Annotated in this window: 16 protein-coding genes and 1 pseudogene; 7 read left to right on the forward strand and 10 right to left on the reverse strand. The window is 46.8% G+C overall.

Features of this window, described 5'->3' with window-relative positions; genetic code table 11:
- Nucleotides 1–127: 127 nt before the first annotated feature.
- A complete protein-coding gene (gene dacD, locus ACVWZ0_RS14470; protein WP_253460213.1) occupies nucleotides 128–1,297 on the reverse strand; it encodes a serine-type D-Ala-D-Ala carboxypeptidase DacD in 1,170 nt (389 codons plus the stop codon).
- 315 nt (nucleotides 1,298–1,612) lie between these two features.
- On the opposite strand from dacD, the gene ACVWZ0_RS14475 reads away from it, so the two are divergent.
- The 6 genes from ACVWZ0_RS14475 to ACVWZ0_RS14500 all read left to right on the forward strand — a co-directional run bounded on the left by ACVWZ0_RS14475 (nucleotide 1,613) and on the right by ACVWZ0_RS14500 (nucleotide 7,081).
- On the forward strand, nucleotides 1,613–2,443 hold the full coding sequence (locus ACVWZ0_RS14475) for an acyltransferase family protein (protein ID WP_253460211.1): 831 nt from the start codon (nucleotides 1,613–1,615) through the stop codon (nucleotides 2,441–2,443).
- A 441-nt stretch (nucleotides 2,444–2,884) separates the two neighbouring features.
- Nucleotides 2,885–3,247, forward strand: a complete 363-nt coding sequence (locus ACVWZ0_RS14480) for a GtrA family protein (protein ID WP_253460209.1) — start codon at nucleotides 2,885–2,887, stop codon at nucleotides 3,245–3,247.
- Nucleotides 3,244–4,185, forward strand: coding sequence for a glycosyltransferase family 2 protein (locus tag ACVWZ0_RS14485; RefSeq protein ID WP_253460207.1), 942 nt, complete (start codon nucleotides 3,244–3,246; stop codon nucleotides 4,183–4,185). The genes ACVWZ0_RS14480 and ACVWZ0_RS14485 overlap by 4 nt, the downstream gene beginning before the upstream one ends.
- Nucleotides 4,175–4,627 (forward strand): hypothetical protein, encoded by a 453-nt coding sequence (locus ACVWZ0_RS14490; RefSeq protein ID WP_253460205.1) that lies wholly within the window; start codon nucleotides 4,175–4,177, stop codon nucleotides 4,625–4,627. The genes ACVWZ0_RS14485 and ACVWZ0_RS14490 overlap by 11 nt, the downstream gene beginning before the upstream one ends.
- Complete coding sequence (locus tag ACVWZ0_RS14495; protein ID WP_253460203.1) at nucleotides 4,602–5,840, forward strand: hypothetical protein; 1,239 nt, start codon at nucleotides 4,602–4,604, stop codon at nucleotides 5,838–5,840. Before ACVWZ0_RS14490 ends, ACVWZ0_RS14495 begins: the two co-directional genes overlap by 26 nt.
- A 368-nt stretch (nucleotides 5,841–6,208) precedes the next feature.
- Entirely contained in the window at nucleotides 6,209–7,081 is an 873-nt protein-coding gene (locus ACVWZ0_RS14500; RefSeq protein WP_253460201.1) for an acyltransferase family protein, read from the forward strand.
- Between the two features lie 494 nt (nucleotides 7,082–7,575).
- On the opposite strand, the gene ACVWZ0_RS14505 is transcribed toward ACVWZ0_RS14500, so the two are convergent.
- Complete coding sequence (locus ACVWZ0_RS14505; protein WP_253460199.1) at nucleotides 7,576–7,896, reverse strand: S24/S26 family peptidase; 321 nt, start codon at nucleotides 7,894–7,896, stop codon at nucleotides 7,576–7,578.
- A gap of 124 nt (nucleotides 7,897–8,020) precedes the next feature.
- On the opposite strand from ACVWZ0_RS14505, the gene ACVWZ0_RS14510 reads away from it, so the two are divergent.
- Nucleotides 8,021–9,097, forward strand: a complete 1,077-nt coding sequence (locus tag ACVWZ0_RS14510; protein ID WP_253460197.1) for an acyltransferase family protein — start codon at nucleotides 8,021–8,023, stop codon at nucleotides 9,095–9,097.
- A 4-nt stretch (nucleotides 9,098–9,101) separates the two neighbouring features.
- Here the strand turns inward: ACVWZ0_RS14510 and ACVWZ0_RS14515 are convergent, their stop codons facing one another.
- The 8 genes and pseudogenes from ACVWZ0_RS14515 to ACVWZ0_RS14550 all read right to left on the reverse strand — a co-directional run bounded on the left by ACVWZ0_RS14515 (nucleotide 9,102) and on the right by ACVWZ0_RS14550 (nucleotide 15,183).
- The gene (locus ACVWZ0_RS14515) at nucleotides 9,102–9,287 is read right to left on the reverse strand and encodes a hypothetical protein (protein ID WP_253460195.1); all 186 of its coding nucleotides are present in this window, start codon (nucleotides 9,285–9,287) and stop codon (nucleotides 9,102–9,104) included.
- Nucleotides 9,287–10,168 carry a glycine-rich domain-containing protein gene (locus ACVWZ0_RS14520; protein ID WP_253460193.1) on the reverse strand — a complete coding sequence of 294 codons (882 nt, stop codon included), beginning with the start codon at nucleotides 10,166–10,168 and terminating at the stop codon, nucleotides 9,287–9,289. Before ACVWZ0_RS14520 ends, ACVWZ0_RS14515 begins: the two co-directional genes overlap by 1 nt.
- A 2-nt stretch (nucleotides 10,169–10,170) precedes the next feature.
- Nucleotides 10,171–10,752 carry a YmfQ family protein gene (locus tag ACVWZ0_RS14525; protein ID WP_253460190.1) on the reverse strand — a complete coding sequence of 194 codons (582 nt, stop codon included), beginning with the start codon at nucleotides 10,750–10,752 and terminating at the stop codon, nucleotides 10,171–10,173.
- Nucleotides 10,743–11,810, reverse strand: a pseudogene (locus ACVWZ0_RS14530) (baseplate J/gp47 family protein). Before ACVWZ0_RS14530 ends, ACVWZ0_RS14525 begins: the two are co-directional and overlap by 10 nt.
- Nucleotides 11,803–12,216 carry a phage GP46 family protein gene (locus ACVWZ0_RS14535; RefSeq protein WP_253460188.1) on the reverse strand — a complete coding sequence of 138 codons (414 nt, stop codon included), beginning with the start codon at nucleotides 12,214–12,216 and terminating at the stop codon, nucleotides 11,803–11,805. The pseudogene ACVWZ0_RS14530 and the gene ACVWZ0_RS14535 overlap by 8 nt, the downstream one beginning before the upstream one ends.
- On the reverse strand, nucleotides 12,213–12,770 hold the full coding sequence (locus tag ACVWZ0_RS14540) for a phage baseplate assembly protein V (RefSeq protein ID WP_253460186.1): 558 nt from the start codon (nucleotides 12,768–12,770) through the stop codon (nucleotides 12,213–12,215). The genes ACVWZ0_RS14535 and ACVWZ0_RS14540 overlap by 4 nt, the downstream gene beginning before the upstream one ends.
- A complete protein-coding gene (locus ACVWZ0_RS14545; RefSeq protein WP_253460185.1) occupies nucleotides 12,770–13,840 on the reverse strand; it encodes a phage baseplate assembly protein in 1,071 nt (356 codons plus the stop codon). The genes ACVWZ0_RS14540 and ACVWZ0_RS14545 overlap by 1 nt, the downstream gene beginning before the upstream one ends.
- Complete coding sequence (locus ACVWZ0_RS14550; protein WP_253460183.1) at nucleotides 13,837–15,183, reverse strand: DNA circularization protein; 1,347 nt, start codon at nucleotides 15,181–15,183, stop codon at nucleotides 13,837–13,839. Before ACVWZ0_RS14550 ends, ACVWZ0_RS14545 begins: the two co-directional genes overlap by 4 nt.
- Nucleotides 15,184–15,194: the final 11 nt, after the last annotated feature.

Raw genomic sequence — 15,194 nt, forward strand, 5'->3', positions numbered from 1 at the left:
GGCATCATACCCTGCCCTGCGGGGCTTCGCCCGCTTTTTTGCGTATTGCCGTCTCACGATAACAGTGGTGCAACAGCAGCTCAACAAACAGGCAAAATGGCGACCCGTTGCGGATCGCCATCAGGGGTTACAGCTTGCGTTTGATGTAGTCAGTAATGCGAGTGATCACGCCCGCTTTTTCCACCGGTTTCAGCGTCACCAACGGGTAAGAGGCCAGCTCTTTGTCGCCATCCACCAGCTGGATAGTCCCGACCTGCTCATGCAGCTTCAGCGGCGCCTCAAGATCCTTGCGGTCAATGACGTACCTGGCCTTGATTTTTTTGACGTCTTCACGAGGCAAGGAGAGATAAACATCCTTATCGCTGCCTACGGCTACCTGATGCGGATTGCCGTACCAGACATTCTCATGGCCGATCTCTTTACCAGCATGGAACAGCTGCACGGTATCAAAATTGTTCTGTCCCCAGATCAGCAGCTTGCGCGCCTGCTCTTCGCGCCCTTTAGGGCTTTTGCCGCCCATGATCACGGCGATCAGTCGGCGCTGGCCGTCCACGCTGGAAGCAATGATATTGAAACCCGCGCTTTCGGTGTGGCCGGTCTTCAGGCCGTCGACGTGCAGCGTTTTATCCCATAACAAACCGTTACGATTCTGCTGGGTAATGCCGTTCCACGTCAGCGATTTCTCGCTGTACATCTGATAAAAATCCGGCTCGCCGGAGATAATGGCGCGCGACAGCTTAGCCAGATCGCCAGCCGTGGTGTACTGTCCCGGCGCATCCAGGCCGTGAACCGTTTCAAAATGGGTGTTTTTAAGGCCAAGCTTAACCACATACTGATTCATCTGCTCGACAAAAGCGGCCTGGCTGCCCGCAACATAATCCGCCAGCGCCACGCAGGCGTCGTTGCCGGAATCGATAATGACGCCGCGGCTCAGATCGCGTACCGAGACTTTCTCGCCGGGCTTAAGAAACATCAGCGAAGACCCTTTAAACACGGGATTACCGGCGGCCCAGGCATCTTTACCCACGGTGACCATGTCGTCGCGGCTGATGCGTTTGCTGTCGATAGCGCGATCCACCACGTAGCCCGTCATCAGCTTGGTCAGGCTGGCCGGATTGCGGCGTTCGTCGGCATTGCCCTGCGTCAGCACCTGACCGGTCGTGGCATCCATCAGCACCCAGGAAGCGGCGTCGATAGCGGGCGCGGTCAGAGGAAAAGCTAAGGGGTTATCTTCAGCATGGGCCACGGCGACCACGGCCAGAACCAGGCTGATACTTGCAAGCTGACGCTTCTTCAACGGTAAATCCTCAATAGACTGGAAAAAAACAGCCTGTTGTACGGGATTTGCTGTCGTAACGTGTTAAAAAAGTGCAAGAAAATATTAAGATTAGGGTGGTATAATTTTGACCAGCCTTCCCTGCTAAACGCTATTCTTAGCCGAAAGTACTAATATCTTCTCTTCAGGCCAGAAGGTATGCATAACATACTATTCTAAATAAATGGCAAACAGGAAAAAAAATAAACCTTTAAAAATTTATATATAAATTTCGCGTTGAAATTATGCCAGTAAGATTTATAATGAAAATATACATAACCTCTGGATGATTTTACAATGCCGTCAATAACTGTAGCTAGCCTGTTGCAGCGTGGCAACAATAATCTCGACTTAGTACGTATTTTCGCTGCACTCATGGTTATATGGAGTCATGCCTATGCTATCAATAATAATGGAAAGTTGATTGAGCCAATTTCCTGGCTTACCGGTAAGCAAACGGGTGGCAGTATAGCCGTTTACGTTTTTTTCTTTATTAGCGGAATGTTAGTTACTAACAGCCTATTAACCAAGAAAAATATTGCCGAGTTTATCCTTTCCCGTTTCTGCAGAATTATTCCTGCCCTCGCTTTTTTATTGCTTACAACCGCATTAATCATTGGTCCTTTAGTAACATCTTTAACGATAAGCGAGTATTTTTCTTCCACGCAATGGCACCAGTATATTACAAATAATTTATTAATGAATACGCAGTTTTCTTTGCCTGGTGTATTTCAAAATAACTCTTACCCTATTAGCGTCAATGGCTCCTTATGGACGATTCGTTATGAAGTATTATGCTACATAATTTTGCCATTTTTATTTATATTAAGACTCACTAAAAACAAAATCATCAGCACCGCTTTATGCTTATTGGTTATGTTCGCACCCGCTATTGAACCCCTTAAAAATGTCATACCCTTATATAACTTCTTTTATGTTGTTATTATTTTCTCCTGCTTTGCGCTGGGAGGGATATATGCTATTCATAAAGATAAAATCCGCGTCTCTCTCTTAATTCCGCTGATTTTATTAATAATATATTTTGTTACAGAAAAATATTACCCTTTACTTTCAAAGTTTTTATTCCGTTTTTTTATTGTACAACAGCATTATGGTTTTCATCATTAGAACCCGTTAAAAAGCTGCATAAGAACCCGTTAAAAAGCTGCATATAAAATATGATATATCCTATGGTGTATATTTATGGGGGTTTCTTATTCAACAGCTTATCTCTCAGTTCCTTGATGTAAACATTTATTTTTCACAAATACTAGCTATGCTAATAGCTGTACTGGCAGGATATTTATCTTCAAAATGGATCGAAGTTCCGGCAATGCAAATTTATAAAAAAATAATAAAACATGGCTGGCTTATGCGATTGTCCGCCCAAAATAAATAATTTATTCCTGGTTTTTACAGGCATCCAAAATAAAGATGCCTGTTTCTTATTCAGCCGCTTCACGAACGTCTATACAATACTTCCTCTCTCGTTTTCCCCGCCGTTTTGTTATAAACTTATCATTCAGCTGGCACAGCCATGCATAACCAACTGTAAAATAAGGATTTATAATGTTAACCCTCCTTACTAGGTATGTCTCCGTTGGGGTTATAAACACGCTGATACACTGGCTGGCATTTGCTACAGGACATTACTTGCTAAATCTTGATCAAATGATTTCCAATCTGCTTGCTTTTATTATAGCAGTTAGTTTCAGCTTTTTTGCAAATGCAAAATGGACTTTCAAAAGCTCAGCAGGCCTGGCTCAATACATTATTTTTACCGCTTTTATGGGAATTATGGCATTAGTGGTTGGTTATACTGCAGACAAGATCCGGTTAGCGCCTTTGTTAACGCTGATTGTGTTTTCATCCCTGAGCATGATATTTGGTTTTCTCTTTAGCAATTTTATAGTTTTCAGGAGGAAAATATGAAAGTTTCTCTTATTGTACCTGTTTATAATGAGGAGGATACAATACCGATTTTTTATAAAACGGTAAAGGGCTATGATATTTTGAAAAATTATGATATAGAAATAATTTTCATTAATGATGGGAGTAATGATAATACCGAAAATATTATATTAGCATTATCAGTAGCGGACCCTGGTGTTAAAATGATTAGCTTCACTCGTAACTTTGGCAAAGAAGCAGCCCTCTTTGCCGGACTCGAATTTTCAAGCGGCGATGCTATAATCCCTATGGATGTGGATCTACAGGATCCTATTGAAGTTATTCCACTAATGCTGGAGAAATGGCAGTCAGGGGCTGATGTTGTGCTGGCAAAGCGTATTGACAGAAGCAGCGACACGGCTTTAAAGAAAAAAACTGCCAGCTGGTTTTATAAATTACATAATGCTATTAGCCACTCTAAGATTGTTGAAAATGTAGGTGATTTCAGATTAATGAATAAATTTACTGTTGACAATATTCTCAGGCTTCCTGAAAGAAACCTGTTTATGAAAGGCGTACTTAGCTGGGTTGGCGGTAAAACTGAAATTGTTGAATACAGTCGTGCAGAAAGAGTAGCCGGCACAACCAAATTCAATGGCTGGAAGCTGTGGAATTTGGCACTTGAAGGCATTACCTCCTTTTCTACTTTCCCGCTCAGGATCTGGACTTATATAGGCCTGTTTGTCGCATTTTTCTCCTTTGCCTATGGCGGCTGGATGATTATCGATAAAATTATCTGGGGAAATAATGTTCCGGGTTACCCTTCCATCATCGTGTCTATCCTTTTCCTGGGCGGCGTACAGCTGATTGGCATCGGTGTTCTGGGCGAGTATATAGGTCGTATTTACCTTGAATCTAAACGTCGCCCAAGATATCTGGTCAAAGAGACCAAAAATACGGAGCTGAAAAATGACCATTAAGCGCAGCACACTGCTTTTTTCCGCTGCACTTTTTTTTAGTGCCGTATTTATTATTATCTCCCGATCTTCATTGAATACTTATGGTAGCGCGACGCCTCCTCTGACAGAGACCAGTCTGAGTCCGATTTATTACAAAATAGAATACTGTAAAGCTACGCCGCGATTTTTCCTTGTCGCAGGCTGGGCCGGGCTAACGGATGGTGGGCGTGATGTTATCACCAACATTTATCTTATCGATCAAAACAATCAGTTTCATAAAATAAGGAAAACGACAACTGAACGAAATGATATCGTAAGAAAATTTCACAAAAATGCTGCTTTTAAAAAGTCTGGCTTTGTGGCCTCCGTTGCCGTGCACGAAGCCCGCTTAATGACAGGCAAATTTGCTATTGAATTAATTCATCAGGGGAAAAGCAGTGTTATCTATCATGAATGTAAATAAAAAATCGCTGATACCCCTTCTTGCCTGGGGAGCAGCTTTTTTATTGCTTTTCTGCATCTTTCTGTCAGTCAAACTGGGATCCAATGGCGATGATAAAATGTTTGCTCATATTTTAGACGGGCAAAGATTGTCCCCTTTGTTGCAACAGCGCTATCTTGAATGGAGCGGGCGCCTTACCATAGAAGCATTATTAATAAAAACAATTAATATCATCTGGTTCTGGAAGCTGGCTATTATTGGTTCGATTATGCTGCTTTCATACTGTGCGTGGAAAGTGTTCTTCGCCGATACGGTAAAAGCGGCTTATGCTGTTCCAGGTGGTATTGCTCTATTTATGATAATCACGCCCAGCGTCAATATGGATGCCGCATGGTGGGTAACGGGGTTTTATAATTATTTGCTTCCCGTAGCGCTGGCAAGCTGGTCGCTTTTTATTTTAAAAAACTCGGAAACAGCCTCACCAATGGCAAAAACAGCGGCGCTTTTAACGCTACTGCTTAGCTGCTTTAGTGAACAGGTCGCCCTGGCTTTGTTAATTGCCGCTATTGCTCTATTTTGCCATAAAGAGCAGAAAAGACGCTATGATATTCTATTTATAGTCGTAGCTATCGTTTTTATCACGATTTTGCTGACAGCGCCCGGCAATGCGTTAAGATACTTTTTTGAGATAAAAAACTCTTTCCCTGAATTTGCCGATTACAACTTTATCGATAAATTAACGCTGGGCGTAGATCGTCTGAACCACCATGTCAGCGATCCAGACAATCTGCTTATCAACGCACTGTTCGTCATGGCCTTAGCTAACACGTTAAGACAAAAAAACCTGACCGGTTCAGATTTTGCAGCCGTTGGCTTTATTATTTTGAAGCTGGTCGGCTTTCTTCTGGCGCATTTTCAACACGGAGTACGCGACTTTATTTACAACGAAGATTTCATTAGCGCGCAGTCCTGGTTCGGCTTTAAGATATACAGTTCCTTTTTCTTTACGCTGGCTGCCCTGTTCTCACTTTTGTTACTTTCTTATCGTCATATTTATAACACAAACATGGCGCTTTTCGCTTTGATTTCATTGCTGACGGGCTGCGCGACCGTGATGATGATAGGGTTCTCGCCGACTGTTTATGCCTCGGCTCAAAGAGTCCTGTTTGTCTTTGAAGTATGCTCGCTGGCCACGCTTTGCGTCTATATCAGAACGGTTTTTCTGAAAAAATAGAGAAATGCGTTCGTTTCAGCCCGGTCTGAAACGAACGCAACTGACTTTGGAAGCAGGATTTGATTTCTTTTAAAACGGATAGCTAAAGAATTGGCTCATGGGCATGTCTGCCTTTTTAAAGATACAATCAAAATAAATATCGTAACCTATAACATTCAACAATATAGAGTCTGGCTGCACAGACCAACTTTCAGGCAGAATTACTGTTAACGTATTGTTATTAGATATGAGGTGTGCAATTGGGGTACTTTAGGTTTATTCTGGCCGTTGTCGTCTGCTGTAACCATCTTTCCAGCATCGGTGGACTTGGAAGGTATGCGGTGTTCTCATTTTATATCCTTAGCGGGTTTTAATGACCGCCATCCTTAATGAGAGGTACGGACGGCTTAACGCCCGGAGGCATAGCAAAATATGCCATGAACAGAATATTAAGGATCTACCCCACCTACCTGATTGTTTTTTTCATCGCCATCAGCGCTATGTTTTTGCTCGGTACAGAAAACATTAGTGCTTTCGATGTCAATCTGGACATTCCTTCCGACATTAGGCTATGGGCAAAAAATATCACCCTCATAGGTATGGACTTTTTTGTTCAGCAGAGAAGCGTTCCGCCAGCATGGACTTTATTTATTGAGCTAAGCTATTACATCTTTATCCCCTTCGTGCTGATTTCTGGTCGCCGTGCGGTCTGGATTTGGTTCCTGGCCTCGGTTACCTGGCATGGCTATATTATCGCTGTATCCCGTCAGCCTTATTTTGACTGGAACGCCAGATACGGCTCAGTACTGGCGGGCTCGCTGGGCTTTTCAGTCGGTTGTTTGCTGTCACTTTATCAGCATAAGATCAGGATCCCTGTCACTCTGGGCGCTTTTGCTATTTTGCAGCTTGCTTTGCTTCATGGCGCAGGGATGATTAGCTATTTTTTTCGCCTTAACGATGTTTTTGCCGTGCTGTTATCTGTTTATTTTTATTATCTGAATATGTTATTGAGTGCAGTCATCGTTATTTTCCTTTTCAAAATCAAAGAAGGTAAATTTTCAAAAGCTATCGGCAACTACTCTTACCCGCTTTACCTTGTCCATCTTCCTTGTGGTTTTATTGTCTATAAATTATCAGGAATGGTCGTGCATTCATGGAGTCTTTTTTTATCCAGCATGGTGCTGTCGCTTTTAGTTTGCTATTTGTTAGTACAGCTTGAAGAACGGATAAATAAAATCAGAAGAAGAATAAAAACAGTTTAAAGCGGTATACTAGTCGAGCCGGGAGGCCCCGGCTAATGCTACCGTGATGCTGCGGCTATTACCTTTCGCGTTGTACGGCCGGTAACGGCATGATGCCGGGGGTCTGCATGGCAACGAAATGTTGGTGCCGGAATACTTTGTACAAATGCTTGTTCATCTGCCGCTTCTGAACGCTTTGGATATGGTTTACCATGTAAAACACGCGTTTGACATGAAAGACGACCCTACTCTCCCTGAAAATCACTCGACTGACGCACTTTATGGTAGATACTGACTAATCTTAAATCGACGTAGCAGGCCAAAGAAGTTGAAACAAATGCTTCGAATCAGGAAGTTAACAAACAGAAGTGGACAGAGATAAACAGTGAAAAACGAAAGCAATCAACCTACGTTCCTTTCCACGACTACGAAACGCGACCTTTCAAGCCGCGCCAGTATTGACCTCGCCGGACATAAACCCTAATTATGTACACACTTATGTACATAATTAGTAATTAATATGGCAACCGCTCATCCCACACCTTCATCACCTGCAGAACCACGACGCCACGGATCAGCATGTCGTCCAGCATCGTTCCCTCCAGGGCGTTCCCGTCCGGCGTGATTATCGCGCGACCCATCATCTTGCCGACCCCCTGCTCCCCGAACAGCTCGTAGCAAACCTCGTCGCCTGGCTGTGGCTTCAGCGACGAGTCCACGACGTAGCTCAGGTTACCGCGCTTAACGAGGAACGTCGCGGATGGATGCCGGATGAATAGGTTGTTCAAATCGATACGCGACTCAACGTAGTCTTGCGCCGGGGATGGGAAGCCCATAATGCAACTCCTGTTACTGTTTTTATATACAGTAGTTCAGGCCTGGGCAGCATGGCAACTAGATTTAAGGTCAGTGATATGATTAAATAAAAATATTAGTTATATGTTATTAATTGGCAATTAAATGAACAAAAATGATAATAACCAATGGTTAGATATATGTAGAGCACTTGCTATCTTAATGGTATTGCTTTCGCATGGTAGAGGGTACTTGATTCCCATATGGGAACCTTTTAATGGCTTTAAATTTGGCGGCTTTTTAGGTGTTGAGCTTTTTTTTGCGCTTTCAGGTTTTTTGATTGGAAAGATAATAATAAGAAAATCAATAAGTGATAATGGATTATCATGGATATCTCCTTTTTGGTTTAGGCGATGGGCGCGAACATACCCAATATATTTAATTTTTCTCCTGATAAATATTTTATTATTATACTGGGTTAGGCCCGCTCCTAATACTGATGAATATCTATACTTAACATTTACCCAAGCGCTAGCATCCCCACACCCGACTTTCTTTGGGGAGGCATGGAGCCTTGCTATAGAAGAGTTATTCTACTTTATGACTCCTTTGCTTTACGCGGTTTTATTTTATTTCTTCAAAAGCACAAAAAAAAGTCTATTCTTTTGCCTGTTGATAATGATGATAGCTCCTACTCTTTATCGAATTTATCTTACAAACACATCAAGCCTGTCACTAAATGAAATAAGAACCATATCCTTAGCAAGGCTTGACTCCATTATGTATGGTGTTTTTTTTGCTTGGGCGCTCTACTTTTTCCCTAGTCGTAAGGATGCGATAATATCTTTCTCAAAGAAAGTAGCAATTTTATTTCCAATATTGGCTTACATTACCCATCTGCCAGATGATACCATAAATAACATTTGTATCATGAATGTTTTTTTATTTAATGCATCTGGCATAGTATGTGCTTCAGTAATTGTCTGTGGGTTAGATTTAAAAATTCATAGGGTTTTAAATAAAATCACAAACATTGTTGCAAGGTGCTCATATATAGCATATCTGGTAAACCTTCCAGTGCTATATTTTATGCATAACTATGTACCAACCCAAACCACAAAATTTCAAGGGATGATCTGGTGGGTAGTATACCTATCCTCTACGTTGATGATATCTATTTTCATACATAAATCATTAGAAAAAAGAATCCTAATGATTAGGGATAGGATATCACCACGCTAAGTTTTTATTGATTATTTTCTTTCGGCGGGGCGAACGCCCCTTTCTGATATGTATAGCCTATATCCACAAAAACACCATTATCTATCCTTGCGACGATGCTATTATCTGGAGGGTTCCATTTTGATTCCCCATCCCAAACAATAATATTCTCAACCACTCCGTAATTATTAATTAATGCATAATTATCCATTATGTATACTCCCAAACAATAATAATTCCAGCAGAACCATCACCACCTTTTGTCGCTGGCGATCCACCGCACGCTACACCGCCAGCTCCTCCCGCTCCATAACCAATTCCTGATGCCCCATAAAAATAACTCCCTCCTACAGTGGCTCCTGCGTTATTACCACCTTGTCCATATTCACTAATTGCTCCGCTACCGCCTAAGGCTGTTGTTGCATTAAATGTTTGTCCAACACCGCCAGGGTTTCCTTTTTTACTATAAAGTGGCGAGCCTGAAAAAACGGAACCACCCTGACCGTTACTATAAAAGTAGGCTGATGACTGCGCGCCACCAAGTGCGCCAGGGCTTGCTCCTCCAGCGGAAAGAAGCGAGCCAAATGATGTTGCACCGCCACTGCCCCCTGCTGCCCCAATATTTCCCACTCCTCCAGAGCCAATGGTAACGTTAATGCCATTGAATCCAGAGGTAAAATAGCCTACAGCAAGCCCGCCGCCACCGCCGCCACCTCCCGCCGAAGCTGAGCCTTGGCTGACGGCTGTTGTGCCACCTCCTGCAGCTCCACCGCCCATAGCGTAAACCAGAACGGCGTTAGTTCCTGCTCTTGAGTTGTATGTACCACTGGCATTGAGGACAACCGGCGCACCATTAAGCCTTCCGGATCCGAATAATTTTTTGAGAGATGTTAAAAGCTGATTATTTTTGGCTTTATCAAGCACTATTCCGGAAGACTCAATTAAAGTGGCTATTTCTTCTTGCACAGAGTCAAAAAAGTCTGCGTCGAGTGCCGTAGGTAGCTCTCCAGTCTGTGGGTTTCCGCCAGTAAAACCATTTTTACCCGCGCCAAATTTATCCACCTGCGCGGTAGATGTATCAATACGATGCATATTTACTCCGGATATCTGAAAATAACGTAGGTATGAGAAGGCGCGAGTTTTTCGAGCACGCATTCAGCGACCGTGTCACCCCATGTGCGCAGGCTGTCAGTGCAGTTGCTGATTGCGTTCATATCATTTATCTGCGTTGAAGAAGGCATATTAACCTGCCAGTAATAACGCCAGTCGTCGTTATAGAGTGAGTCAGTACAACTGGCAAAGCAGGTGAACTGGCTATTGTTGTAACGGGTGATAGTCACATTTGAATAGCCCAGCGCTTCAAGCTGCTTAAGATAAAACGCCTCGTTAATACCACCTGGCAAATTAAGCTTTGCATCCAGGCGCTGCCGCCGCTGCTGAATGGTCTGTACACCTGCAGGGGCGCAACTATCGGGAAGGCAGCTGATCTCCTCGTACCGATCAATCAGTTCTGTCACTGAGCGCGGATCGGCTTCCAGCATCAGCGCGTCACCACGCTCGTGCACCACTGAAAACGATGGTGCAATGCCTGTTAGCAGCGGGTCGTCTGCATCCCATGCCGGGCCACGTGGCAATAACGCCCCCAACATCTGCCGGTACTGCGCCGTTAAGTCCACGATATATCCCCCACCACGCCAACCTCGCCTTTCGCGATAGCAATATCTGTTGCCGGGCTTACCAGCACATGGCTGTATTCACCGGTTGCAATGCTGATTGCTTCGCTGATCCGTGATGGTTTGATTACGCCCTGAGGAACACCGTCACGTAGCATCATCGAGCGAAGCTCAGCCTCAACGGCATACCTGATTTCCTCACTGTCCGGGCTTAGACGTATCTCAAAATCCACCGGATGGGGAGATGGAGCGAAAACATAGATATCTGCACCCGCTACCGGCGCCAGTGGTTCTATATATGCCTGAACAGCAGCAACAGTAGCAGCATCTGGTATTGGGTTTGTCAGATCGCTGTTTGCAATCATTACGCCTACCGTCCCCCTGCCGCTCCAGTGGCGATAGGTCCAGGCCCGGGTGACACCCGCAACTTCTTTTGCCCATACCTCATAATCACCATCAGCGCCGCCCTGTGGAGTCCAGTACCAGCGCTCAATGACGCGGGCGCGCTACACTTCCAAATCCTCAATATCGGCGCCACCCTGAATGCTGTCAGCCACCGCCGCAGATGCCAGGCCGGTAACAGGGCTGGTCAGGCGCATCGCAAGGCCATCATCTGTGTTTCCTGTGCTGCCTGCTACATCACAGATAACGGGAACGCGCAGCACGCCACCAGCAGACCTCACTGCGCCGGACGTGGTAAATGAAACCAGGTCGTCACGCTGAATAGTCACGCCTGCCGGAATTTCAATGCCATTAGTCGCCACATCCCAGCGCACATAGCCGGCAGCATAAGTCGCCGCTTTTCGTGGGCATCGCTTCATATTGGCATGGCGCACCAGCCACTCCTTATCAGCCATATCAGGCAGGAGGTTTCTTGCAAGATAATCGATGTAACCATAAACCGTATATACCGCCGCTGCCTGCACGCGCCCATAGACTTCGGCATCCGTACGACGCAAGGCGGCCAGCGTGCTGTCAGCTGTCAGTCGGGTCAAAATGTCGCTTCGGATTGTGGTAATTAACTGGGGGAGTGTCGGGCGGGAAAATCCACTGTCAGCCATTAAGTTCACTCCATAAATCATCGAATGAGTAAGCGGTCCTGTTGCCATTTTTCTGGCTGATAGTGATGGACGCACTTAGCGTATTTATTCCTGTGCGTTCGGTTTTTACATCCACGCGCACTGCCACGCCATCATCAATCAGCCACTGCAACGCCTGGCTGATATATTCACGGGCCCGCAAAGGAGTTTTGTTCGTAAGTTTTTCGCGACTGAGCAGATACAGGCGTGAGCCTATGCGGTCATTCTGCACCGTCGGGAAACTGTCCCCCCACCAGCCGTTATCCTGCTGCGGGCTGTCGTCGGGATCGGCGCGGCGCCATGAAAAAAGGGAGATAATGACAGCGCGAGTCATCGCATCTGAAGGCCACGTCGCGTCACGCTGGACGCCATTTATAACAACTATCATGACGCCACCATTTTCTGTGTTGTCGCGTCGGTTGTTCCTCCGCCATCGCCGTTCTCTTTATGCGTATGCCCGTTATATGCCTGCCGCATCGCTGACATTGTTAACCCGGAAGAATCGCACTTATCTTTAATTTCTCCTGTGGCTTCAATATCCATCTCAAAGCGCGCTTTAGGTGCGTTAGTGATAGTCACCGGTTTGCCGGCACCGTTAACAACGATACCAGTACGGGTGAGGGTTACCGCCTGGCCGAGGTCGTCATATACCGCCACCTCGCCGGACTTAAGCCCCTTAATGCGATAGCGGCGGTCAGAGACGACCAGCACCACGCCGTGAGAGCGATCCCCGTCAAAATAAGCGGCCACAGCTTCAGCGCCCATCAGCGGTGCGGCAGTAAAGCCATAAGGCTCCATGTGCTCAATGTCGCTTTTCCCCTCGCCGCCCGTCATTTCAATCTGCAGCATCTGGCATTTTGTTGCTGTATTCAGGCCGCGAACAACGGCGCGGGCCAGCAGGTTAGAGATACCCCGCCCCATTGCTGATAAAGGGTTAGCCATCAGAAATCATCCTCTTCTTTTTTCTTTTTACGCTTACCAGGCTTAGTCGGCTCGGGTAGATAAGCGTCAGGCGGCCCGACACGCAGCTCGGTGATCGTGCCGTTCCCATCCTGCTGATAGGTCACTTCAGCAATAATCATCTTCCGGTTGTTGAAGCCGTTGATGGGGTCAAACACAATAACCTGTAGATTTGGGCGCCACAGCGCACCATCACCCTGACGCCAGCCCTGAACGGTGTAGGTGACCTCATCAGTACGCGCGGCACGCTGGCGCATCTCAAACTCCGCCCGCTCGCTACAGGTTGCTGTTGTCGCATTCCCGGTCTGTCGGATAAGCATGGGGCGGTACCGCTTCAGGCCACCGTCAATCGTCTTCGCTCTGATGGCGGTCGTTGTGGTTTCGCCAAAATCATCATCATTCCCTTTGCGCTGCCCGGAAACCTGATAGTCACTGAAGCGATCGCGAATACTTTTTTCGGTATCACAGGAAAGGATGTTCTCGCCCAGCACCAAAGCAGTGTGAGCCTGTTGGCTGCCAATGCCGCCGATAACCAGATTTCCCTGCTCGTTGTCATAGGCAAGTGCCTGCTGCAACCCAAGCATCTTGTTCAGCACGTCCATAACGCTTTCGCCCTGATCGGCCTGAATGCCCTGTAGCGCGCCCGCTGCACCGCCGGCATCAACGACTGAAATACTGAATGGTTTAGCCAGCTCTGCGGCCACCTGAACAAGGGAGCGCCCGGCATACTGTGATGGCGTCGCGGAGCAGTCGATGAGGTCAGCTGTCTTGCTTCTCCCCGAGATTCCCACGCTGATGCTGCGAGCGTCATACCTCACTGGTGTGGCTTCGACATAGCCGGTCAACACTTTATCGGTGCCAATCAACACCTCAACCAAATCGCTGTTTTTTATACGGCTGGTTGTGGCAGCCTGGTCGGTGTCGCCTGGCCAGCTACGGGTTATCTCTACGGTAAAATCACGGGCAATTCGCTCTATGCCTGCGGCGATCCGTACTGATGTCCATCCGCCCCACTCCTGCCCGTTCACACGCAGAATCACAGTATTATTCATCTGACCGGCACCCTTAATGTCTTGACCGGCACAAAGCCGGGATGGCGAATACCGTTTCGTGCGGTTATTTCTGATGCGCGCGCTGCGGAGTCGTACCAGTCGGCTGCCAGCACAAGCGCCGGAGTGACCTGCTGTGGCGTTCTTTCGGTAAGGCGCTCAACCTGTTCGATTCGGGCTGAAATATCCCGGTTAACGTCCGTCCTGACAGTAACAAGCGCCTGAAAAAGCGCATCGTCAGTAACGCGCTCCATTTCTTTATCGATAGCCTCGTTCAGGCTGTCCCGCACGCCTGCCAGGTCATCCCATGAAATAACAGTGGCATTATCGAGAGAGCTGGTAACGCCCGCTGATGCGGCGGCGCTGTCGATTCCGGCATCCGTCTGGATGTCACTGACTGCAGGATGTGAGACCATCACTGGCTGTTGTTGATCCTGCTGCCGCGTTACCGAACGATTTGTCATCTGCGGCAGGCTTGTAACCGTATAGGCAGCCTCGCTGATGGCGGTAGTCCTTACCGCTTGGGCAACATAGTTCCGCTGAGTTGTCTGCGACTGTGTGGTCTTGCTGTCGGTCTTCCAGACGCCACGCGGCGCCAGACCGCTATCGACCGTGACGCCTGTCAGCCCTTTTATCATTGATATGAGATCGGAGGTGTTGCTGGTCAGGCGAGTACCTGCCCGCCACATAGTTTGTAGGCGGTTAACGAAGCTCATTCCGCTTGACGGCGGGCTAAGCAACACGGACAAATCGCCCTGCATAAGGCGAGATGCGGCGCTTATGCCCGAATCAACATACTGGAAGGCATCGGTGACGGTACTGAACATACCAGCCGCCTCATCCAGTACGCCGTCCTGCAAAAAGTCAGGCAACCCATCCATACCAAAGGCGCCGAACGCCGATGAAATCGTGTCATCCAGGAAAGAAACGGAAGAAGAAAGCTTCTGGCCAGTAGCCAGCCCGGCGGTGGGAAATGACAATTCGCCAGACTCAATAAAGCTGAAGCTGATACGGCACATGCGCCCTTCACTTACTGAGTGGGACACGCGCACAGCATCATCAACCGTGACGGTCATCTCTCCATAATAGGGGTGAACCAGCGTACAACTTCCGGGTTTCTCAATGGCTTCGATCAGCCGGTTCCGCTGCTCAAAAAAGTCATTGCCTATCAGATAGGCCTGCACACTAAACCGGCGCGTGGCGCGGCCTAAATCCTCAGCCCATGGCTTGTCGCGATTAGGGTATTCATGTACCTGTACACGACGGCCAAGGGTGGCCTCGTCTTCATCAACCTTAAATGCGACGCCCCGCAGCGAGGCATCCTGCAGATTGTCTTTCCAGCTCATGGCTTTCTCCG

Source organism: Erwinia sp. TECH1, from assembly GCF_054057575.1.

Bases quoted from the DNA above. Each gene is read 5' to 3' on its own strand.
- ACVWZ0_RS14505 (WP_253460199.1), bottom strand. From the start codon at position 7,896: ATGGGCTTCCCATCCCCGGCGCAAGACTACGTTGAGTCGCGTATCGAT.
- ACVWZ0_RS14490 (WP_253460205.1), top strand. From the start codon at position 4,175: ATGACCATTAAGCGCAGCACACTGCTTTTTTCCGCTGCACTTTTTTTT.
- ACVWZ0_RS14510 (WP_253460197.1), top strand. From the start codon at position 8,021: ATGAACAAAAATGATAATAACCAATGGTTAGATATATGTAGAGCACTT.
- ACVWZ0_RS14540 (WP_253460186.1), bottom strand. From the start codon at position 12,770: ATGGCTAACCCTTTATCAGCAATGGGGCGGGGTATCTCTAACCTGCTG.
- ACVWZ0_RS14475 (WP_253460211.1), top strand. From the start codon at position 1,613: ATGCCGTCAATAACTGTAGCTAGCCTGTTGCAGCGTGGCAACAATAAT.
- ACVWZ0_RS14535 (WP_253460188.1), bottom strand. From the start codon at position 12,216: ATGATAGTTGTTATAAATGGCGTCCAGCGTGACGCGACGTGGCCTTCA.
- ACVWZ0_RS14545 (WP_253460185.1), bottom strand. From the start codon at position 13,840: ATGAATAATACTGTGATTCTGCGTGTGAACGGGCAGGAGTGGGGCGGA.
- ACVWZ0_RS14480 (WP_253460209.1), top strand. From the start codon at position 2,885: ATGTTAACCCTCCTTACTAGGTATGTCTCCGTTGGGGTTATAAACACG.
- ACVWZ0_RS14485 (WP_253460207.1), top strand. From the start codon at position 3,244: ATGAAAGTTTCTCTTATTGTACCTGTTTATAATGAGGAGGATACAATA.
- ACVWZ0_RS14500 (WP_253460201.1), top strand. From the start codon at position 6,209: ATGAGAGGTACGGACGGCTTAACGCCCGGAGGCATAGCAAAATATGCC.
- ACVWZ0_RS14515 (WP_253460195.1), bottom strand. From the start codon at position 9,287: ATGGATAATTATGCATTAATTAATAATTACGGAGTGGTTGAGAATATT.
- ACVWZ0_RS14550 (WP_253460183.1), bottom strand. From the start codon at position 15,183: ATGAGCTGGAAAGACAATCTGCAGGATGCCTCGCTGCGGGGCGTCGCA.
- ACVWZ0_RS14520 (WP_253460193.1), bottom strand. From the start codon at position 10,168: ATGCATCGTATTGATACATCTACCGCGCAGGTGGATAAATTTGGCGCG.